The sequence below is a fragment of the Pleurocapsa sp. FMAR1 genome (assembly GCF_963665995.1).
In the GTDB taxonomy this organism is placed as follows: Bacteria; Cyanobacteriota; Cyanobacteriia; order Cyanobacteriales; family Xenococcaceae; genus Waterburya.
The window spans coordinates 4,141,990-4,162,706 of sequence record NZ_OY762512.1 but is presented as its reverse complement, the minus strand read 5'-3'; the positions used below and the strand labels follow the sequence as shown (position 1 = coordinate 4,162,706).

The 20,717-nt window shown below is 38.1% G+C and carries 19 protein-coding genes; 12 read left to right on the top strand and 7 right to left on the bottom strand.

The features are described 5' to 3' along the window. Positions 1-45 precede the first annotated feature (45 nt). Positions 46-2,085: a hypothetical protein gene (locus tag SLP02_RS20320; protein WP_319422539.1), complete on the top strand. Its 2,040-nt coding sequence runs from the start codon at positions 46-48 to the stop codon at positions 2,083-2,085. 113 nt (positions 2,086-2,198) lie between these two features. Then, positions 2,199-2,843 carry a hypothetical protein gene (locus SLP02_RS20315; protein WP_413467263.1) on the top strand — a complete coding sequence of 215 codons (645 nt, stop codon included), beginning with the start codon at positions 2,199-2,201 and terminating at the stop codon, positions 2,841-2,843. Between the two features lie 113 nt (positions 2,844-2,956). On the opposite strand, the gene glgA is transcribed toward SLP02_RS20315, so the two are convergent. Beyond that, complete coding sequence (gene glgA / locus SLP02_RS20310; RefSeq protein ID WP_319422537.1) at positions 2,957-4,438, bottom strand: glycogen synthase GlgA; 1,482 nt, start codon at positions 4,436-4,438, stop codon at positions 2,957-2,959. A gap of 191 nt (positions 4,439-4,629) precedes the next feature. Further along, entirely contained in the window at positions 4,630-5,634 is a 1,005-nt protein-coding gene (cydB, locus tag SLP02_RS20305) for a cytochrome d ubiquinol oxidase subunit II (RefSeq protein WP_319422536.1), read from the bottom strand. A gap of 185 nt (positions 5,635-5,819) precedes the next feature. On the opposite strand from cydB, the gene SLP02_RS20300 reads away from it, so the two are divergent. The 5 genes from SLP02_RS20300 to SLP02_RS20280 all read left to right on the top strand — a co-directional run bounded on the left by SLP02_RS20300 (position 5,820) and on the right by SLP02_RS20280 (position 10,573). Beyond that, positions 5,820-6,302, top strand: a complete 483-nt coding sequence (locus SLP02_RS20300; protein WP_413467406.1) for a GNAT family N-acetyltransferase — start codon at positions 5,820-5,822, stop codon at positions 6,300-6,302. Between the two features lie 105 nt (positions 6,303-6,407). Beyond that, a complete protein-coding gene (surE, locus tag SLP02_RS20295) occupies positions 6,408-7,205 on the top strand; it encodes a 5'/3'-nucleotidase SurE (protein WP_319422534.1) in 798 nt (265 codons plus the stop codon). A gap of 180 nt (positions 7,206-7,385) precedes the next feature. Continuing rightward, a complete protein-coding gene (locus SLP02_RS20290; protein ID WP_319422533.1) occupies positions 7,386-7,898 on the top strand; it encodes a hypothetical protein in 513 nt (170 codons plus the stop codon). Positions 7,899-8,215: 317 nt separating this feature from the next. Beyond that, complete coding sequence (locus SLP02_RS20285) at positions 8,216-10,135, top strand: peptidoglycan D,D-transpeptidase FtsI family protein (protein ID WP_319422532.1); 1,920 nt, start codon at positions 8,216-8,218, stop codon at positions 10,133-10,135. A 108-nt stretch (positions 10,136-10,243) separates the two neighbouring features. Continuing rightward, the gene (locus tag SLP02_RS20280) at positions 10,244-10,573 is read left to right on the top strand and encodes an antibiotic biosynthesis monooxygenase family protein (protein ID WP_319422531.1); all 330 of its coding nucleotides are present in this window, start codon (positions 10,244-10,246) and stop codon (positions 10,571-10,573) included. Here the strand turns inward: SLP02_RS20280 and SLP02_RS20275 are convergent. From SLP02_RS20275 to mnmA, 4 genes are all read right to left on the bottom strand, one after another. Then, complete coding sequence (locus SLP02_RS20275; protein ID WP_319422530.1) at positions 10,522-11,964, bottom strand: ATPase domain-containing protein; 1,443 nt, start codon at positions 11,962-11,964, stop codon at positions 10,522-10,524. The two genes, SLP02_RS20280 and SLP02_RS20275, sit on opposite strands and share 52 nt — an antisense overlap. A gap of 91 nt (positions 11,965-12,055) precedes the next feature. After that, positions 12,056-13,465 carry an ATP-binding protein gene (locus SLP02_RS20270; protein ID WP_319422529.1) on the bottom strand — a complete coding sequence of 470 codons (1,410 nt, stop codon included), beginning with the start codon at positions 13,463-13,465 and terminating at the stop codon, positions 12,056-12,058. Between the two features lie 166 nt (positions 13,466-13,631). Further along, positions 13,632-14,054, bottom strand: coding sequence for a hypothetical protein (locus SLP02_RS20265; RefSeq protein WP_319422528.1), 423 nt, complete (start codon positions 14,052-14,054; stop codon positions 13,632-13,634). Between the two features lie 198 nt (positions 14,055-14,252). Continuing rightward, positions 14,253-15,314: a tRNA 2-thiouridine(34) synthase MnmA gene (mnmA, locus tag SLP02_RS20260; RefSeq protein ID WP_319422527.1), complete on the bottom strand. Its 1,062-nt coding sequence runs from the start codon at positions 15,312-15,314 to the stop codon at positions 14,253-14,255. 278 nt (positions 15,315-15,592) lie between these two features. Between mnmA and SLP02_RS20255 the strand changes: the two genes are divergently transcribed. Beyond that, a complete protein-coding gene (locus tag SLP02_RS20255) occupies positions 15,593-15,763 on the top strand; it encodes a hypothetical protein (RefSeq protein ID WP_319422526.1) in 171 nt (56 codons plus the stop codon). 4 nt (positions 15,764-15,767) lie between these two features. Continuing rightward, the gene (gene gatA, locus SLP02_RS20250; protein ID WP_319422525.1) at positions 15,768-17,222 is read left to right on the top strand and encodes an Asp-tRNA(Asn)/Glu-tRNA(Gln) amidotransferase subunit GatA; all 1,455 of its coding nucleotides are present in this window, start codon (positions 15,768-15,770) and stop codon (positions 17,220-17,222) included. 53 nt (positions 17,223-17,275) lie between these two features. Here the strand turns inward: gatA and SLP02_RS20245 are convergent, their stop codons facing one another. After that, on the bottom strand, positions 17,276-17,479 hold the full coding sequence (locus tag SLP02_RS20245) for a hypothetical protein (protein WP_319422524.1): 204 nt from the start codon (positions 17,477-17,479) through the stop codon (positions 17,276-17,278). A gap of 296 nt (positions 17,480-17,775) precedes the next feature. Here SLP02_RS20245 and SLP02_RS20240 point away from each other — a divergent pair, with 296 nt between their 5' ends. The 3 genes from SLP02_RS20240 to SLP02_RS20230 all read left to right on the top strand — a co-directional run bounded on the left by SLP02_RS20240 (position 17,776) and on the right by SLP02_RS20230 (position 20,615). Continuing rightward, complete coding sequence (locus tag SLP02_RS20240; protein ID WP_319422523.1) at positions 17,776-18,375, top strand: Uma2 family endonuclease; 600 nt, start codon at positions 17,776-17,778, stop codon at positions 18,373-18,375. Positions 18,376-18,508: 133 nt separating this feature from the next. Further along, positions 18,509-20,278 carry a S8 family peptidase gene (locus SLP02_RS20235; protein ID WP_319422522.1) on the top strand — a complete coding sequence of 590 codons (1,770 nt, stop codon included), beginning with the start codon at positions 18,509-18,511 and terminating at the stop codon, positions 20,276-20,278. Between the two features lie 121 nt (positions 20,279-20,399). Beyond that, on the top strand, positions 20,400-20,615 hold the full coding sequence (locus SLP02_RS20230; protein WP_319422521.1) for a DUF5818 domain-containing protein: 216 nt from the start codon (positions 20,400-20,402) through the stop codon (positions 20,613-20,615). Positions 20,616-20,717 lie beyond the last annotated feature (102 nt).

The following is a 20,717-nucleotide window of genomic DNA, read 5'->3' as shown; positions in this document are numbered from 1 at the left end:
AGTTACTCAACTAATAAAAAATAAATTACTAATCCTCTAAAAGCTATGCTAAATATCTTAAATATTTTTCCACCTTCTTTAATGTTACTGACGGTTATTTTAGTTATCTTACCGACTATTTTTGCTGTTTTACTACGTCACTCTCTTTATCGATATTTAATTGGTTCGGCAAATAAGGTATCGAGGTTACTAACTTATGAAAGCCGAGGAAAACAACCACAAATTGTAGATAACTTAGAAGCTAGATTCAAACAAGCAAGCCAGAAACTCGAACAAGTAAATACTATGGCTTTAATCGATGGTTTATATAGTCAAGAAAGATTAAACTTTTGGAGGATATCTCTGCGTTGCGAACAATGGGATTATTTTTGCCAGACATTGCCTAATTTACTATTAGCCTTTGGATTATTAGGTACTTTTATTGGTATTAGTTCTAACTTGTATAACCTAAGTCAAACGATAAACTTTAATCCAAATGGAACAGATATTGGTGTTAGTGATTTAATACAGCAATTGCAAAAACCTTTACAAAGTATGGGAATAGCATTTTCTACTAGTTTGATTGCGATCGCCTGTAGTTCAATTCTTATTGGAATTAATTTACGCTACAATACCAACTTCGCCAAATCTCTTTTAATTAGTTCACTAGAAGACTATTTAGATAACATTTTTAAAATTCATGTTCAGGGTGATACTCGTTTAGATAAAGCTGTCGATCGCATGGTAACACAACAACAAGAATTTCTAGAACGATTTCATGAAAAAGTCGGACAGGTATTAGAAACTACTATAGGTGATGCTGCAAACAAAATGGTAGCTGCTAATCAAGGTTTTCAAAATAATGTCGATAGTATGGTTAACAGGTTTAACGATATATCTAGCACAATGGCTGCAAGTACCGATAGTTTTCAAGAATCAGCATATAGTTTAAAACAACAGATGGAAACCGTATGCGAAATAGTACCTAAGTTTGAAACTTCAGCTTACAAAATAGAATCAGGCTCTAGACTATATTTGCAAGGTGCAGAAAAAATAGAAGCCAGTAAGTTTTCAGAAAACTTAGAAAGTATTACGACAGATTTAGCTCACACTCAAAAGTCTTTTTCTCAGTCTACAGCTTTTTTGGGCGATCGAGTCCAGAAAATTAGTGAAGGTCATCAACAAGCAACAGATTTAGCTAAACAAGTTTATACTCAATTACAAACCGCCTCTAACAAATTACAAGATAGTGCAGTAGGCTTTATCGAAGCAGCAGAAACATTTAAACAAAGTGACTTCGCCGATAAGCTAACTACTGCTACTAATGAACTAATCACTATCCCACAACAATTTAACGAATCAACCGCAATTTTACATCAGTCTAGTGATGCTTTGGGTAGGGCGATCGATAATATTAATACCTCTACCCAAGAAACCAACAGTTTAATTGAGCAAGTAAATAGCCTAAATCAGAAATCGAGTGATTTACTAGAAAAAAGCGAGCGCAATATTCAACAAGAGATTGCTAGTTTTAATAATATTCGATCTGAATTAGGACGTATGGTAACAAGCCTAGATCGACACAAACAGCAAGTTGATACTAGTCTTAATAACTTGGGAGAAAGAATATTTAAAAGCTTTGAGAAACAAACAGGTAATAATCTTGTCGAATTACAAAAATTGACATCTGGAATTAATCATAATCTTAATTCTTTACAACAAACTCAAGCAGAGACAGCAAAACTAATAAATATCTTCCAATCAATAAACTCTAACTTATCTAACTTAGCTAACATCTCAGAACAACAAGGAAAACAAGCAAATTCCAATCTAAGCGGTATTGGTATAATAAGCGATCGCTTATTAAATAGTTTTGAACAGCGAGCGCAAAATAACCTTCAAGAAATATCCAACTTAATAAAGCAAATCAATACTATACCCTCAGAAATAGCAAAACTAATCAAGGCGATCGAGAAACACGAACAACAAATGAACTGGGATCTTAACAATTTAGGTAATAACATAACCAATAAAGCCAATCAGCAAATAAATACCTATAACCAGCAAATCAAAAGCCTAACCGAAAAATTCAATAAAATTCTTTAAATCAACTTTTAACTCAAAAACAACCACCTATTAGCGTCTCTGCGCGAAATAAAAAAATTACTTTTGACCTGAAACCAATTACTCTTTCGTATCTTCTTCTTAAGAGACAAAATATGTCTAGACGCTCTTTGTATACGTCCCCAAAACAAATAGAATCAAGCAGCATTTTTCAATCATTTACCGATTTGATGTCTAATGCTTTTATGATATTATGTCTATTACTGCTACTTGTACTATTTCAGTCACTGAAATTAAATAAAGATTTAGAAGAGGCGAATAAACGTCTACAATCAGCATCGCCAATTGTTATAGATGAAAGCTCAGGAAATTTTAAATTCAAGTCAGGAAGTGCAGAATTAAATCCACAGCTAAAAAATTATATATCAACAAAAATTAGTCCAGACATAAGTAAAATTTTACAATCAAGAGAAATTGATTTTATTCAAATAATTGGACACACTGATGGTGAAGGTACAAAACAAAATAGTAACCTCGATAAAACCTTAGAAACTGTTGCCCAGGGTACACAACCAGTCAGTAAATTATTAGCAGGTTCAAACGCAGATTTAGGATTAATGAGATCCCTAGCAGTAGTGCAAGAATTGCAAAATACTGGACTACAAAATGTGGAATTTAGAGCCTATTCCGCAGCACAATTATATTTACCTTCAGGTAGACTAGCACCCCTTGACCGAAAACCAGATGAGACTAGACGAAGAATTGAGATTCGTTTTATTCCTCCTGGTCAATCAAAATAGGCTATACAAAAGCCTGATTTGTCCCCAAGGCGATTGCCTTTTTTGACTCAAAATATATTTATTTGACATTGAAGACAATCGCTATTTTCTTAAAGTACAACTAGTTAAATAAATTAGCTGTATTGATAACGAATAGAATCATAGATATTGAGGTATTGCGCTCCAGCATTCTTCCAAGAATAGTCGCATTCCATGCCCTGCTGGACTAACTGCTCAAATTCTTTGGGATAATCGTAATACAAGCCGATCGCTCTTTCCATAGCTGATTCTAAAGCATGGTTGTCCATCTGATAAAAGACATAGCCATTGCGTTTTTCGGGAGCATGATCTGGGTCATGATCGCGGTCAAAAACAGTACTTAGCAAGCCACCAACACCCCGCACAATAGGTACTGTGCCGTATTTTAAGCTAATTAACTGAGTTAGTCCGCAGGGTTCAAAGTTACTGGGAACAACGATCATATTTGCCCCTGAATAAATCAGATGAGCTAGTTCTTCATTAAAACCAATTTCAAGATGTACGTCAGGATTATCATTGAGGAAATATTTTTCATGGAGGAAGCGATTATTAACCTCTGCCGAAGTTCCCGAACCCAATAAGACAAACTGAGCATTATGTTGCAAAGCATAGTAAATCGCATGATGTACTAAATGTACGCCTTTTTGCTGATCTAAACGACCTATGTAGGCAATTACAGGCTTATCGGCATCTTGCAAAAATAGTCGCTCTCTCAAAGCTTTTGTATTTTTGGCTTTGTCAGTCAAGCTATCTACATCATACTCAAAGGGGATAAGCTCATCTAATTTAGGATTCCACAGCTTATAATCGATACCGTTAAGAATGCCACTAAATTTGCTTTGATGAATTTCTAGAGTATGACCTAAGCCATAGCCAACATCAGTAAAGCGAGCTTCCCAGGCGTGGTGGGGAGAAACGGTGTTTATATAATTGGCATAAACGATCCCGCCTTTCATTAGGTTTAAAGCAAAGGGATTAAAATTATCTCTCAGGCGATCGTAGTGGAAGTAGTAATCTGGTCTATTTAAACCTGTGGCTTCTAAAATTTCGTTGCCACAATTGCCCTGATGTCTAAAGTTATGGATGGTGTAACAAACTCTTTGGCGTTCCATACCATGATACTGATACATTTCGTATAGCATTACGGGGATCAGTCCAGTTTGCCAGTCATGACAATGAATAATGTCAGGACGTTTATTGCTCTTAAGCAAAAATTCCATCGCTGCTTTACTAAAGAAAGCAAAGCGCATCGGATCATCTTCACCACCGTAGACATAACCACGATCAAAAAATTGATCTTGGCTTTTGGACTGGATGAAAAAGCATAATCTGCCATGTACCCAACCACAGAAGACATCACATTTAATTTCGCCACCATACCAAGGTACACCTAAATCTTTGTATGCCTCGTGCAAACCCCAAATATGGTCGTATCTCATACAGTCATACATCGGCAGAATTAGTTCGACACAGTTACCGCGATTTTCTAATTCTCTACTCAGCCCATAAACCACATCTCCTAAACCGCCAGCTTTAATTACAGGAGCGCATTCGGAGGCAATCTGCACGACGTACATACTTTGATCCTCTCTTAATAAAACTTTATAATTATCTATTTTTATTTAAGATTCTAGACCACAAATTCAATTTACGTGGATTTAAGCGAAAAAAAGTACAAGAATGTTATCCAAAATAGCCTGAAAATGAGAAAAGGCTGAAAAACTTACTTTCTATTTTCGTCACTTTTTATTTTAATGCAAGGTTGTTATTAGTGAAGATCGATTACCTTGCCACGAAAAACAATATAGTTATAAATGTTATAAGCCAACATAATCGGGATCAAAAAACCGACAAAAATAATCATAAATACTAGAGAGCTAGGACTAGCAGCAGCTTGGTAGATGGTGATTTGGGTAGGAATAATATAGGGGAAGACAACTAATCCTAATCCTAGAAATGAAATAAAGAACAGCAATAGAGTCCAAACAAAGGGGCTATTTTCTTGTTCTAGATAAAGGCTTTTCAAGAGTAGAAAGATTAATAATGCCCCTAACAAGGGAATCGAAGCAAAAATATAAACTAATGGTGCTTCAAAAAGCTTGGTTCTAACACTTTCAGAAAAAATCGGCGTAGTAACGGTTAAATATACTGCACCGACAAAAGTAGTTATCGCTGAAATTCTGGCAGTCGAGTAATGGGTCGTTTGTAGTTCACCTTCAGTCTTTAAGATTAAATAGGTTGAACCAATTAGGACATAGCCTTGAATTAGAGTTAAAGCCACTAAAAGCGATCGCAAACTCAACCAGTCCCAAGTCCCGCCAATAAAATGACCAGCACTATCTACGGCAATACCCTCTAAAATTGCTCCTAAAGCAAATCCTTGACCGATGGCAGCCAAAAAACTACCGCCACCAAAAGCTATATTCCAGAGGAACTTTGTTTCCGAGTGTTCCCGAAATTCAAACGCCACAGCACGAAATATCAAGCCAAAAATCATGATCATAATCGGAATATACAAAGCCTGAAGAATTGTGCCATAAGCTAAGGGAAACGCCCCAAATAACGCCCCTCCCATCAAAACTAACCAAGTTTCATTGGCATCCCAAACATTGCCCAAGCTAGTCATTAATATGCCACGGCGTTCATCGTCAGATGCAGTTATAGAAAGTATTCCTACTCCTAGATCGAAGCCATCTAGCATCACGTAGAGAAACAAGAATAATGCCAAAATAGTAAACCACACCTGGGGCAGAAAATACTTAAGAGGATCCATTATCTTTAAAAATATAGGTAATCAGTTTGAGAATCTTTAATAAACATATCTAATTTTGCTGTCTATGGTAAACGAGGGACGAAATGCTTCACTAAAGCCGATTAATTTTGATTTGCTGGCGAAAAACGGCTATCCTGGTAATTTTCTTAATTAAGAATAATTTTAATACTGTGGATAATAGTGTGATTAAAGTTAGATTTGCTATTCCTGATGAAGCATCCCTAATTTATAAATTTATTCAAACAAAAGCCGAGTTTGACCGCGGTATTGGGGCTTATTCAGGAGTAATTGAAACTTCTGAGGATAAGATACGCAAAACAATTTTTCGCAATAATCCTTTTGCTTATGTTCTGTTTGCCGAAGTCGAGCAAAATACAATTGGATTTGCGCTGTATGGATTTAGATATTCTTCTTTTACAGGACAACCTAATATTTGGTTAGACGATCTGTATGTCGAGCAAAACATGAGAAGCAAAGGTGCAGGAAGTTTATTAATGAGCGAACTACAACAAATTGCTTATAAAAACAATTGTACTCATTTAGCTTGGACGGCGGATGCTAGAAATACTCGCGGACTAAAGTTTTATTATGGTTTAGGTGCAGAAGTTATTGAACAACAGGGCGATCGCTGTTTTTTCCAATGGAGTTTGCCAAGAATCAACCATTAAGCCAAAGTTAACTTTTCAATAGATAACCGTATATCATTTTATAAGCTATTTTTTGCTATGGTTTGGTTTGTAGCAACAACTAACTTCAATAGACGTAAATGACCGATGAGCAATATCTTAATTAGTAACGATGATGGTATTCTTGCTTTAGGTGTACGCGCTTTAGCCAATACATTGGCACAGGCTGGTCATCAGGTAACGGTTGTCTGTCCAGATCGCGAACGTTCTGCTACTGGACATGGGTTAACTCTTCATCAACCTATTAGAGCTAAAGAAATTGATTCTGTCTTTGATGATAACGTGATTGCTTGGTCTTGTTCGGGAACTCCTGCTGACTGCGTTAAGTTTGCTCTTAGTGCTGTTCTCAAAACTCGACCCGATTTTGTTTATTCAGGAATTAATCACGGTCCTAATTTGGGTACAGACGTTTTGTATTCTGGTACGGTATCAGCGGCAATGGAGGGAGTATTAGAAGGTATACCTAGCGTTGCTTTCAGTTTAGCAAGCTTTTCCTTTTTAGAGTTTCAGCCCGCAGCAGATTTTGCTCTAAAGCTGGTGCAGCAGATGGCACGAGAGTATCCTAAACCACCATTATTGAGCGTTAATATTCCTCCTGTACCAACCTCAGAAATAACGGGAGTATTAGTTACTCGTCAGGGTTTACGTCGCTACATTGAGAAGTTTTCCAAAAGACTAGATCCTCGTGGGAAAAACTATTACTGGCTAGAAGGAGAAATTATTGAGGATATTGAACAGCCAGAAGATATTAATTTACCGCCTCATATTTTGACAGATGTTCAGGCAATTCGCGATCGCTATATTACCATTACGCCCCTGCAATATAATCTTACCGATGCAACAATAGTTAAATATCTTTATGAGCAAGAATTTCAGGTAAATTAACAGCAAAATTATCTAATTTGCATTACTCAAATCGCGATCGCCAAAATCATAAAAGTTTTGGGTAGCATTTTTTAACAGTTAGTTCAAGTATTACTTTTTGTTTGCCCTCTTATCATCTTGTCGAAAATAGGTTAAGATTTCGCCCAACGGATTCCTCTCAATAAACACGGAGATTACTAAATGTCTGCTCTTCGCCAACCTGATTTGACCACTGAATATTATTCGCCAGAACTACAGCCAAAAAATAATAATCACCAATACCAAGTAGTTAAGCGTCCTCAAGTTAAACGAGCAAAAGTAGTAAAATCTCGTAATTTTTCCCAGTCAAATGTTCTGCCAAATAACCTCAAGACTTTATCTTCTTTACAAAAAGGATCTTTTGGTTTGGCTTTAGTTTCTATGACAGCAAGCATTGGTCTTTATATATCTACAGTACAAATTCCTGAGCTTTGGAGTCAGGAATATCAAAATCTTGAAAACCTACAGCTTCAAGAACGTCAATTAGTATCAATTAACGAAACTATTAAATATCAAATTGCTAAGGAGGCTGGTCAAAATAAACAGCTTGCTATCTCAACACCAGAGTCAGCCTTGTTTATCAATCCAGCTGAAGTTCAAGTTAAAACTGCTTCTCAAATTAACGTCAATCGAGTTAAGGTAGCTAATTTAAAACTCAATAGTTGGGGATATTAAACTATTAATTTTGCTGTAGATTCTTGTAAACCAATTCTTAATAGAAAATATAGAATTGCCGTTCAACAAGATTGCATTTTATAGTTATTTGACAATCAATAAGCAATAGCACAAACTCAAAATATCTTTAGTGATTCTTCGTTGGTAAATTTTGAGCCAGCGATTATATAGATAGCATTGCCTAATATCAAATTACTTGTGATACAAGTTTATCTTTAACAGAAACTTTATTAATGCTGATTTGTTAAGCTTTTTTTAAATGATTGCTAATTAATTGTCAAAGATAGTATCAATACTATACAGCTTATGGGTTAATTATGACCAAATCTAAGTTTGAAATTCCCCTAAAATCAGCTAAAAGCCGTAAAGTCCAAATTAAAGCCAAATCTAATTATTCAACCTCTAAACGCCGTCACCGAAATACAAACCCTAAGCAAGCACATCAGTCTAATCAAGCCATACTGCGCTTATTCATAGTTTGGGGAATATTAGTTATAGGCGCGCTAAGCTTGGCTACCAGACTTTACTATTTACAGATAGTTAACCCTGTAATAGTCTATGAGCAAGCACCTCAAGGAAAAAAACTAACTCAAATAGCACTAGATCAACAAACCACAAAGTTACAATTCTACATTCCTCGTCGCCAGATTGTAGATAGCCAACAAAATGTTCTAGCAACAGATCGCATTACCTATACTCTTTATGTCCATCCTCACTTGTTCATAAGAAACTCCCAAGCAGTACCTGCAAAAGAAATCGCTGAAAAGTTAGCAAATATATTAGGGACTAAAACCCCTGAAGAATTACTAACAATTTTTAGTAAGCAAGATTGGGGAATACTTTTGGCAGAAAATTTACCAGAATCAGCTAAAGAGAAAATCGCAGCACTACAAATCGATGGTTTGGATCTCAAGCAAAACTATACTCGTTTTTATCCTCATAAAGAAATGGCAGCAGAAGTTACGGGATATGTAAATCGAGATAGTAGCCGTACTCCTCAAGCTGGGGTTGAGTATACTCAAAATAAGCTACTAGAAAGAAAGCCAATTAGCTGGAAAATGAAGCGTAGCTTTGACAACAATAAACCAGTGTTTTATCCAGGTAATCTCAAAAAATCTCAACAGCTTTTTAACTTTGATGACCTGCGTTTACAGTTGACTATCGATCTGCGTTTGCAAGAAATTGCCCGTAATGCTTTAGCTAAACAAATGAAGGAATATAAGGCAAAGCGAGGTGCCGTAATTGTCATGGATGTGCGTGATGGTGCGATCGCAGCTTTAGTCTCAGAACCCACTTACGATCCCAATACTTATTATAAATACAACGATTTTGGACTGTTTAAAAATTGGGCAGTTACCGATCTTTACGAACCAGGCTCAACTTTTAAACCGATTAATATAGCCTTGGCTTTAGATGCAGGGGTGATTTCTCCCCAGGATACGTTTAATGATACGGGAGAGATTCAAATCAAGGATGCCTTGGTGCGTAATCACGATTTTGCCACAGAAGGAGCGCGAGGCAAAATAACTCTAACACAAATTCTTCAGCACTCAAGTAATGTAGGAATGATCAGGGTAATGCGACACATGAATCCCCTCGACTATTACCGAGATTTACAAAAAATAGGTATTGAAGATGAGGTAGAATTTGATATTCCTGGATATACTAAGGGTAGACTCAAAGACGAAGTAGAATTTACCGTCAGAGAAATCGAACCAGCCACCGCAGCTTTTGGTCAAGGCTTTTCTGTCACTCCTCTCAAACTAATTCAACTTCATGCAGCATTGGCGAACAAAGGTAAACTAATTACTCCCCACGTAGTTAGAGGTTTGTCAGATTATAAAGGTTATTTACATTATTCTCAGCCTCCCCACAGCAAACAGATATTTTCTCCTAAAACTGCTACTACTGTTTTAGAAATGATGGAAAAAGTCGTGGAAGACGGAAGTGGTTATGCTGCTAAAATTCCTGGTTATCGGATTGCAGGCAAAACGGGAACGTCCCAAAAAGCAGTGACTCAAGGTGGTTATGATAAAACTGCTAAAATTACCAGTTTTGTTGGTATCTTTCCTGTAGAAGCACCCCGTTACGCAGTGTTAGCCGTAGTTGATGAGCCTCATGGTAAATATACTTTTGGCTCTACTGTAGCAGCACCTATAGTCGGTTCAGTCATTCAGGGAATAATTAATATTGAAGGTATACCTCCAAATAATCAAGTCTCTAAATCTTCTAGATAAAACTTTTTAGCGAACTTAATGGCGCATTTTACAAAACTTATTTAAATATTCAATTTCAACAATTTATCTAACGATAATGATTAGCAAATTATTTTTTGATTAGTTCTCATGATTTTAGAAGTTGCCATACTAAAAATTAAACCAGCCATGAATCAAGAGTTTGAGGCTGCTTTTAGCCAAGCTTCCAGTATTATTGCTTCGATGCCAGGATATATCGATCATAATTTACAGCGGTGTGTAGAAGTAGATAACCAATATTTATTATTGGTCAATTGGCAAACTCTAGAAGATCATACCGTTGGTTTTAGACAGTCTGAGAAATATCAAACTTGGAAAGAATTACTACATCATTTTTACGCTCCTTTTCCTGTAGTTGAACACTATGTTCAATGCTTATCGATCCATTCTGGTACACCGCTAAGAATTCCCCGTAGCTGAGTCAAAGGTTCTCCTACTTTAATGCCATATTTGGTAATTTCAAATTCTCTTAAAGTCCGCTCAAAATCCGACACCCTTTTCTTTAATACACCGATCGCCTTACGTAGCTGACCATCTAATTCTAGATAACGCATAAAAATCAAATTATCTGCTAAATAAGAAAGTCCTCCCTCGGTAACGCTAAATTCTCCCCCTGCAATGGAGTGGGTTTCGTTAATTAAAATAATCGTCACTCCCATGTTTTTTAGATACTGACAAAGAGAATGTAGCTGACGCACCAAATCTTCTCCCTGCATAGAGAGTCTATAGCCAGATGTGCTGTCAAGCATCACTATTCGGGCATTGTTTTGCTCTACTTGAGTGCGAACTAAATGAACAAATTGATTAGGGGTGTACTGGAGTGGCTCAACGGAAATCACCCCTAGAGTATCGCGCTCAAGCATGGCATGAACGGGTATATTAATTGCTTCACAACGCTTGAGCAAAGTTTCTGTCCCCTCTTCAAAAGCATAAACGACAGAACGCTCTCCCCTACCCGCAGCTTCTTTCATAAACTGCATCCCAAAGCTGGATTTACCAACTCCTGATGGTCCAGTAATGATGGTGGTTGTTCCTCGTTCAATACCGCCGTGGAGTAATTCGTCGATTTCGGGAATACCAGCCGAAATAGTTTCTGGTTGAAACTCGCGCTGAAGAGTTTCGGGAACTAAACGAGGGAAAACTTCCATACCGCGATCGCTTAAAATCAGATCGTGAATGCCTTTAGCAAAATCAGAACCTCTAAACTTATTGACTTTGATGGTGCGTCTATCTGAGGTCATCTGTAGCTCAATTACCCCATCACTCATAAACTGTAGATCATCATCAGGATGGCGATCGCTTCCTTCAGAAGTAAACAAAAGAGTAATGTTGCGTTCTAACATAAAGCGCAAAAAAGACTGCACCTGTTTGCGAAACGAGAAAGGATCTGCTGTCAAAAAGCGAAATTGAGTTATAGCATCTAAAAAGATACGTTGTGGCTTGATACGTTCAACCGCATCAATAATCTTTTGGGTTATGGGTGCTTTTTCTACTTCAGCAGGAGAAAAAATATCATAGCTTTGATCTTGGCTAAAATAGTCTTCTGTGGGACTGAGATCGAGAAACTCCACTTGCTCCAAGGATATTCCTATTTCTTGGGCGTTACCGCGCAGCCTAGCTTCTGATTCGCTAAAGCTAATAAATAATGATGTTTCTGCTTGAGCAATGCCAGCACCAAGAAAATGAAATCCCAGAGTAGTTTTACCGCTACCTGGTTGACCTTTAATTAGATAAGCTTGGTGAGTAATTAAGCCGCCTACGAGAATTTCGTCTAAACCATCTATTCCAGTAGAAATGCGTTTTGTACTCATTTAAATGCTTTAAAATTGTTCTGGTGAATATTTTAGCTGGTTTACGCCCCTAAATTTCCAAGATATTGCTTATTTTTACCCTAAAAATAGCTTAATTGTCAGCATTCTCAACACATACTGGCAGGCAAATAGTAAAGCAAGTCCTATTGGGTTCAGACTCTAGATAAATAGCCCCACGATGACGATTTTCCACAATGCGCCGAACATTATCTAAACCCAAGCCAGAACCTTTACCTACGGATTTGGTAGTAAAAAATGGCTCAAAAATACGAGATTTGATTTCAGGAGGAATGCCTGTTCCAGAGTCAATAATTTTTATTTTCAGGCGATCGCCTTCATTCAAAGTAACGATCTCAATTGTGCCTTTGTCGTCGATCGCATCGATCGCATTATCGATTAGGTTAGTCCAAGCTTGATTTAGTTCACTGCCATAAGCCTGGATCTGAGGCAGAGTGCGATCGTAAACGCGGTTGATTTTAACTCCTTGTTTTAATTTATGAGACAATAATTGCAGAGTGTCTTCCAATCCTTGATGAACATCAACTAGCTGTTTAGCACCACGATCCAAGTGAGAATAGGAACGCATAGACTGAACTAGCCCAGAAACTCGCTCCGCACCCCGCAAACCCGATTGAATCATCGTCATTACTTCAAAAGATAAAGCCAGCCAGCGCAAACCCATATCCCGTAATTCCGTAGAATCGTCTCGCCAACGGGACATCAGCCGATCGAGAATTTTTGTCTCTACATTCCCTGCTGCTAGAGGTTCTGATAGCTTCCAAGCATCTTTAACCCCATAGTCTTCTAGCCACTCAAGAATTGCGTCTTCGCGATCCATCATTGCCAGTGGTTTAGAGCGATCGTTATTAATAAATTCATAACCATCGTCTCTGACCTTAAGCCATTCTTCTGTATGCTGATCATCAACATTATGCTGTCCATAAACTAAGTTCATACGCTGTAGTTCCAGCACGGCGGGGGTAATATCTTTGAGGGCGCGAACTACCGCAGCAGCAGGATTATTGAGTTCGTGAGCTAAACCAGCAGCTAATGTGCCCAAGGCTGCCATTTTTTCGCGATTTTGCACAAATGACTCTAACCCTCGCACTCGATTTTGGACTATCTTAAATATAGTTCTCTCAAAATCACGGCATTCGTGTACTATCTCCAGAAAATCTGACCCATTAATTTCGTATAGGCGACAGTCAGTCAAAGCCTGTAGGGTAACAGGTACAAGATCGTCGCTAAGAATCTGAATTTCTCCAAAGAAAGAAAGATTTTGATGCTGCCCCACAGGTATTTGTAAGCCTTCGCTCAATCGAGTAACACTGATGCTGCCTGAAAGCATAATAAAAAAGCCCCTTCCAGGATCTCCTTCTCTAACTAAGATTTCTCCTTTGTTAAGCTTTATTTCTGTAGCGCGATCGCAAATCCACTCCAGGCGATCGCTTGATAATGTCTCAAATAGTTCCAGCCTCAAAAGTTCTTCCGAACACAGCATGACAAAATATCCTAAAAAATAATAAATACTAGTGTTTTAAAAGAACTCATAATTGTGACTTTATATGAAATACAAAAAAGAATGATACGGATAGACCTTTTCTCAGTCTCTTAGTTACCTAGTCTCCCCGTCAGCCATAGTCACGCAAACTTTAAGAGAAAAGATATTATTTCTGTAAATACGCGCACCACTTAGCAGCTAAAGAAATATCCGTAAAAGGTATTTGTCTAGTTTGTTCTTGGTCAACAAAACTAAATTCTAAGGCGGTTTTACCCTTACGAGGAAGATTATTAGCTTCTTCTGAACTGTTTGAAGTAATGCCGACAGGTTTATCGTTTACTAATAAGTTAATCTCTTTCACTTTATCTAAAGAAAAGCTATCTAAGTTAATCATTCCTTTGCGGGTAGGCTTCCCCCAGGTGATTTGACGATTTTTGACACCCAAAACAGAGTAGATATCAAACTTAGCATTATCAAAACCTGCCGCCCAAATTTTATAAGCCTCTAACTTTTGGTATTCATTCCAGCCACTCCATGCTAACCAAATAAATACCACCAGCAAGGGCAGCCATAATAATCCTCTTTCCATGCTTTAGATTAAATTTCCTCAGTGACTTGTTTTGTAAGGTGGGCAAACTAAAAGTAGAATTCAACAATGCAATAGAAATTAATTTTGCCTACCCTACTTTTAATTACTGTTTTCAACTTCAATTATTTCGCCACCAAGTAAGGTGGGCAAACTAAAATATAGAATTCAACAATGCAGTGAAAACTGAATTTGCCCACCCTACGTCTGACTCTCCACTTCAATTATTCCGCCACCTAGAACCATTTCTCCGCTATAAAATACTGCTGCTTGACCAGGAGTTATGCCAAACTGGTGTTCGGCGAATATAACTTTGATCCGAGAATTTTCAATTGGAATTATTTGCGCGGGGACAGGTTTTGAGCGATAGCGAATTTGAACTTCGGCTGGAATTGGGGCAGTCGGTTCGGCAATAGAAACCCAGTTTAACCTAGAAACAGTACATTCTAAGCGTCCTCCTGCATGGCGATCGCCTACTATTACCCGATTCATCACTGCATCTAACTTGACTACGTATAAAGGTTCAGCAGCAGCAATACCTAAGCCTCTTCTTTGACCAATAGTGTAGTGGTGAATGCCCGTATGTTTACCCAAGACATTCCCCGTCATGTCCACAATATCTCCTTCTTTTTGATTAATATAGCGGTCTAAAAAAGTTTGCATTGAGCCATGAGCCTCTACTAAACATAGGTCTTGACTTTCGGGTTTATCTGCTGTGGCTAAACCAAATTCTGCTGCGACTCGACGAGTTTCTTCTTTAGTTTGATTTCCCAGAGGAAAAACCGAACCTGCCAGCAATTCTTGAGTGAGATCGTAGAGAAAATAAGACTGATCCTTATGACGATCTACGGCTCTTAAAAGCTGATAGCGATCGCTTTGATGATCGTAATTAATACGAGCATAATGACCCGTGGCAATTTTATCTGTGCCTAATTCTTTTTTGGCATAGTCCAACATGGGAGAAAACTTCACCGCTCGATTGCATTGAGAACAGGGTAGGGGAGTAATTCCTGCTTGATAACCGCTAACTAGAAAATCAATAATATTTTCTTGAAATACATCTCGACTATCCACAATATGATGAGGAATTTCTAATTCTTCACACAGTCGTGCAGCATCCACCATCCCTTCAGAACAGCATTGACCTTTACCCTTCATTAACCAGAGGGTAAGACCAATTACTTCGTAACCTTGATGATGTAGTGTGGCAGCAGCAACAGAACTGTCAACTCCGCCAGACAAGCCGACAACGACCTTATTCATGGAATTAACTGATATAAATACTAACTTCTATGGATATTGAGGATATTTAGCAAATAATAATATCCTTTCTTCAACGATAACAATTTGCAACTGGTGCGATCGCAATCACGCACACATTCTCTACAATATCTTATCTTAATAACAAACGAGAACGAACTAAACTAAAATCGGGCTGTATGCTAGATAAACGCTGATGTGCAGATTCAGCCAACTCCTCTGTCTGACTTAAATACTCTTCTACAAAATCTCGATGTCGAAGATAGTAACAATTGGGCTGTATGCCAAGTTGCATTCAAAAACAGCGGATTAATGGCAAAATAGGGGATGAGATTTGCGATCGCGCCCAAGAGTTACGCAAGACGCTCAAGGGTAAAGATGCCCTGGTAAGAATATTGTTTAAAACAACTCGTTTACTGTATCGTGAGTTATTGTCTCAAATTAAATCTTAGATAGATGTACCAAGGAAGTATAAAAGAGTTACATCAGCAACTAGTCAACAAGGAACGTTCGGCAGTCGAAATTACCCAGGCGACTCTAAAACAGATTGAAACAGTCGAACCAAAAGTAAAAGCGTTTCTGACTATAACTGCCGATCAAGCTTTAGCCACTGCCCAAGAAGTAGATGACAAAATTGCAGCAGGGGAATCTATTGGCATACTAGAAGGCATTCCTGTGGGTGTTAAAGATAATATGTGTACCAAAGGGATTAAAACTACCTGCGCTTCGCAGATTTTGGCTAACTTTGTGCCTCCTTATGAATCTACCGTCACCCAGAAACTAAAGGATGCAGGTGCGGTACTTATAGGTAAAACCAATCTGGATGAATTCGCTATGGGAGGCTCTACAGAAAACTCTAGTTTTCAGGTTACAGCCAATCCTTGGGATTTAGCAAGAGTGCCTGGAGGTTCTTCTGGTGGTTCGGCTGCTGCTGTTGCTGCTGGAGAGTGTGTAGTTTCTCTTGGTTCAGATACAGGGGGTTCAATTCGCCAGCCAGCTTCTCTTTGTGGGGTAGTGGGAATGAAGCCAACTTATGGTTTAGTTTCTCGTTTTGGCTTGGTGGCTTTTGGTTCATCTTTAGATCAAATTGGACCATTTGCTCGTAGTGTAGAAGATGCTGCAATTGTGTTGAGAGAAATCGCTGGACACGATCCTAATGATTCTACTAGTCTAAAAGTAGATATTCCTGACTATACTCAATATCTGCAACCAAAACTCAAAAAAGGCTTAAAAGTAGGCATCATCACTGAAACTTTTGGGGAAGGAGTAGATCCTGTAGTTGCAGAAACAGTCAAAAAAGCGATCGCTCAGTTAGAAGAGTTGGGGGCAGAAGTTAAAGAGATTTCCTGTCCTCGTTTTCGTTATGGTATAGCAGCATATTATATTATTGCTCCTTCAGAAGCCTCAGCAAATCTAGCTCGTTATGATGCTGTTAAATATGGTTTACGTCAAGAATCAGACAACCTGCTAGAGATGTATACCAATACTCGCGCTGCTGGTTTCGGGGCGGAAGTAAAACGGCGCATAATGATTGGTACTTATGCACTGTCTTCAGGATATTACGATGCTTATTATCTTAAAGCGCAAAAGGTTCGCACCCTAATCAAACAAGATTTTGAGCAGGCGTTTGCAGATGTAGATGTTTTGGTTGCACCTACTGCGCCTACCACAGCATTTAAAGCAGGAGATAAAACTACAGATCCTCTAAGTATGTATCTTCTAGATTTAATGACTATTCCTGTTAACTTGGCAGGTTTACCAGGCATGAGTATCCCGTGTGGTTTTGACGAAAAAGGTTTGCCCATTGGTTTACAGTTGATTAGTAATGTCTTGCGGGAAGATGTTCTGTTTCATACTGCTTATGCCTACGAACAGGCAACCCAATGGCATAAAAAGCAACCAAAGATTTAACAGGGATGAGGGATAAGTAGGGGCGGTTCTGGAACCGCCCCTACTTTATTTACTTAAATATCGTCGGGTATTACCCACTTAGGGGGTTCTGATATCTTTTTCATTCTGGCTATCTCTGCCATTTCCAACATTTTGTCTAATGAAGTCTCTTGAATAAAATTAGAGGCTTCATTTTTATACTCAGTATTCGGACAGCGATCGCCTAAAACGCAGCCCTTGGCGCAATCTACAGCGCAATTTACTTGATCGGGGTTCATGTTCTCATTCTAAAATTCGTCTTCAAGTATTTTAGTATTTTCTAACTGCTGTGTAGTAAACTACCAAGTTATTTTGTGCTTAAGGGAATGATTGGTGGCGATTTAGCAACTAGCTACTAGCTGTTTGAAAAAGTTTATTTGTTTAATAGTAGGCGATCGCATATTTTCACAATTAAACTAATTGCTCACATTGTAAGTACATGAGCTATTTTCTTATAGTACGATCAACTTGAAATCTGCTTTGATATACAAAACAAAAATAATGTTGCTTAATCGAGTTCCAGAGATATAAAGCTATGTTGATCAATGCCAAACTACCGTTTGATTTAAATCATCTCAGTCAAAAAGACCAAACTTTGAGTCTAGCAGGGATGAATTGGGCTGATTATGAAAAATTAGATTCTCAAGAGTATTTAGGTTATCGAGTTTCATATTTTAATGGGGTAATTACTTTAGTGTCTCCCAGTCAAAATCATGAAGTTATAGCAGAGGTAATCAACTATTTAATTGTGGCATATTGTAGGCAAACAAACTTGCTTTATTATCCTATGCGTTCAACTAGATTAGTTAACAAACCTTTAGCAGCAAAAGAACCAGATGTTAGCTTTTCTTTTGGTGCTAGAAAAAGCATTCCCGATCTAGCTATTGAAGTAATATTTTCAAGTGGTAGTATTGACGATCTTAAGAAATATAAGTCTATAGGAGTTGCAGAAGTTTGGTTCTGGCAAGACAATCAGATTACTTTTTATCAGTTAGCAAATGATGGATATACTGAGATTGCTAATAGTATATTTCTGCCTAATTTAGCTGCCAGAGATTTAGAAAGTTTTGTTAATCGAGGATTTAGTGAAAGTCCTTTGACAATAGAATCAGATTTTATTAATTTTATTAAATAACCTGGGTTGCCACAAGGCGAGCGCAATTTCGATGGAAGTCATGGCGATTGATAGTAGGCAAAAGATATAGTTGCTATCACCAGAGTTACGTTATCTTAGTAAGTAACAAAATTATAATCATCAGGAAGTGGCAATGAAAAGATTAATGCTGCTGTGCCTATTTGTTTTTGCAATTGGATTTGCCCTATTCAATTTCAAAGGACTGGCACAATCAGGAGAATTTGACTCCATTATTTTAGATTTTAAAGAAGATGTGCCGATCGCCAAAGTCAGTGATGAAATTCAAGGACTTTCTCAGAAATATAATCAACAGGTTAATTTAAATAGCGTTTTTTCGATTAGCGATCGCATTTATATAGTCAAGGGTGACAAAAAAACTCTTAAAGAATTAAAGCGATCGCCCATTAGCCGAGATACTGAATATATTGAAGCTAATTATCAATATAAAGCTTTTGAAGCCCCTAACGATCCTGATTATAGTAAACAGTGGAATTTCCGCAACATTAATATTGAAAAAGCTTGGGATGAAACCAAAGGAGAAGGTGTTACCGTCGCTGTCATTGATACAGGAGTGAGTAAAGTACCTGATTTAAAACTGACTAAGTTTGTCAAAGGCTACGATTTTGTTAACGACAAAGAAAATGCTGATGATGATAATGGACATGGTACTCATGTAGCAGGAACTATTGCCCAATCGACCAACAATGGTTATGGAGTAGCGGGGATTGCCTATCAGTCAAGCATCATGCCTTTAAAAGTTCTCTCTGGCAGTGGTGGAGGAACAATTGCCGATATTGCCGAATCGATTAAATTTGCTGCCGATAATAGTGCAGATGTAATCAATATGAGCTTGGGCGGTGGCGGAGCTAGTATCATGTTGGAAGAAGCGATTAAGTATGCCCATAGCAAAGGGGTAGTTATTGTCGCTGCTGCGGGTAATGAAGGTCGCAATGCTGCTGCTTATCCTGCTCGCTATCCTGATGTAATTAGCGTCTCTGCTATCGATGCTGCGGGAGATAAGGCATCTTACTCAAACTTTGGTGCTGGGGTTGATATTTCTGCTCCTGGAGGCAGTGAAACGGGTAAAATTATTCAAAATACGGTCGATCCTAGCAGTGGAGAATCAGTATTTGTTGGTTTTCAGGGAACTAGTATGGCTGCTCCTCACGTAGCTGGAGTGGCTGCCTTAATTAGAGCCACAGGCGTAGAAGAGCCTACAGAAGTATTAAATATTATCAAGCAGTCTTCTCGCAAGATTCAAGAAGACCATCTAAATCATTTTGGTGCGGGAAATCTTGATGCAGGTGCAGCAGTTCAATTGGCTCTTAAAGGCAAGATTAGCTTTAATGATTTCTTCCGTTGGTTACGTAAGAGTGGCTATCTCAACATTGGTTTCTGGATCGATGGTGGGGCGGTAGCTCTGTTGCCTAAAATAGGCATGGTGCTTGGTTCGTACTTATTAGCTTGGTTTTTACGTAACTATTTACCTGCTAGCTTGGCTCTCAATAGCGGTTTGATTTTTGGTAGCTCTGGGCTATTTTTCCTTCAAGGACTATATATCTTCGATCTTCCTCAATGGCCAATGCGCCTATTTGGGAGTTCTTTACCCGAACTTGGCAATGTAGTATTAGGCAATTCTAATCTCAATCCTTTGTTTGCCAGTGTTTTAATTCCTTTTGTTTTAACTATCTTTTTACTGGGGAATTCTAGCTGGAGATGGTTTGCTATTGGTTCGAGTATTGGTGTTGCTGCCTGCTTGGGTGTCAGTGCTGTAGTCGATCCTGGTATTTGGCTTTTGGGCAGTGGCGCGATCGCTCGTACTTATCTAATAGTCAATGCTCTTCTCTGTCTAGGTTTGGCATACTTAGCTAGCAAAAAAGAAACTCGAACAGCAAGGATTTAAAAGGATAAGAAATGAGACAAGTTGATTTTCTATCTCCTTAATCTATTAAATATTACAGGTACTGAGTTCTAAGTTGCTAAGATAATTTGGAACTCAGTTTTTTATTGATTAGATAGCCACGATGAAAGTAATAGGAACAATCGAGAAAAAGGGCTTTGGCTTTGGTGTTTGGGCGTTAGTGACCGATGATGGCACAACCTATCAACTCAAAGACCCCGTAGCAGAATTACAAAAAGAAGGAATAAAAGTAGAAATACAAGGGAAAATCCGCGAAGATATTATGACTACTGCTATGATCGGTCCTGTCTTAGAGGTTGAATCTTATAAGCTGCTTTGAATTATACTCAGTTCGGTTTATGTGATTTAGAACAGGCGATCGCTTTTAATACAATTAAAGATGCAAACCTTATAAGCACAACAAAATTCACAAAATCTAACT

Coding starts and splice junctions, on each gene's coding strand:
- SLP02_RS20245 (WP_319422524.1), bottom strand. CDS start 17,479: ATGAACCCCGATCAAGTAAATTGCGCTGTAGATTGCGCCAAGGGCTGC.
- SLP02_RS20265 (WP_319422528.1), bottom strand. CDS start 14,054: ATGGAAAGAGGATTATTATGGCTGCCCTTGCTGGTGGTATTTATTTGG.
- cydB (WP_319422536.1), bottom strand. CDS start 5,634: ATGGATCCTCTTAAGTATTTTCTGCCCCAGGTGTGGTTTACTATTTTG.
- SLP02_RS20320 (WP_319422539.1), top strand. CDS start 46: ATGCTAAATATCTTAAATATTTTTCCACCTTCTTTAATGTTACTGACG.
- mnmA (WP_319422527.1), bottom strand. CDS start 15,314: ATGAATAAGGTCGTTGTCGGCTTGTCTGGCGGAGTTGACAGTTCTGTT.
- SLP02_RS20275 (WP_319422530.1), bottom strand. CDS start 11,964: ATGAGTACAAAACGCATTTCTACTGGAATAGATGGTTTAGACGAAATT.
- gatA (WP_319422525.1), top strand. CDS start 15,768: ATGTACCAAGGAAGTATAAAAGAGTTACATCAGCAACTAGTCAACAAG.
- SLP02_RS20285 (WP_319422532.1), top strand. CDS start 8,216: ATGACCAAATCTAAGTTTGAAATTCCCCTAAAATCAGCTAAAAGCCGT.
- SLP02_RS20230 (WP_319422521.1), top strand. CDS start 20,400: ATGAAAGTAATAGGAACAATCGAGAAAAAGGGCTTTGGCTTTGGTGTT.
- glgA (WP_319422537.1), bottom strand. CDS start 4,438: ATGTACGTCGTGCAGATTGCCTCCGAATGCGCTCCTGTAATTAAAGCT.
- SLP02_RS20255 (WP_319422526.1), top strand. CDS start 15,593: ATGCCAAGTTGCATTCAAAAACAGCGGATTAATGGCAAAATAGGGGAT.
- SLP02_RS20235 (WP_319422522.1), top strand. CDS start 18,509: ATGAAAAGATTAATGCTGCTGTGCCTATTTGTTTTTGCAATTGGATTT.
- SLP02_RS20270 (WP_319422529.1), bottom strand. CDS start 13,465: ATGCTGTGTTCGGAAGAACTTTTGAGGCTGGAACTATTTGAGACATTA.
- SLP02_RS20240 (WP_319422523.1), top strand. CDS start 17,776: ATGTTGATCAATGCCAAACTACCGTTTGATTTAAATCATCTCAGTCAA.
- surE (WP_319422534.1), top strand. CDS start 6,408: ATGAGCAATATCTTAATTAGTAACGATGATGGTATTCTTGCTTTAGGT.
- SLP02_RS20290 (WP_319422533.1), top strand. CDS start 7,386: ATGTCTGCTCTTCGCCAACCTGATTTGACCACTGAATATTATTCGCCA.
- SLP02_RS20315 (WP_413467263.1), top strand. CDS start 2,199: ATGTCTAGACGCTCTTTGTATACGTCCCCAAAACAAATAGAATCAAGC.
- SLP02_RS20280 (WP_319422531.1), top strand. CDS start 10,244: ATGATTTTAGAAGTTGCCATACTAAAAATTAAACCAGCCATGAATCAA.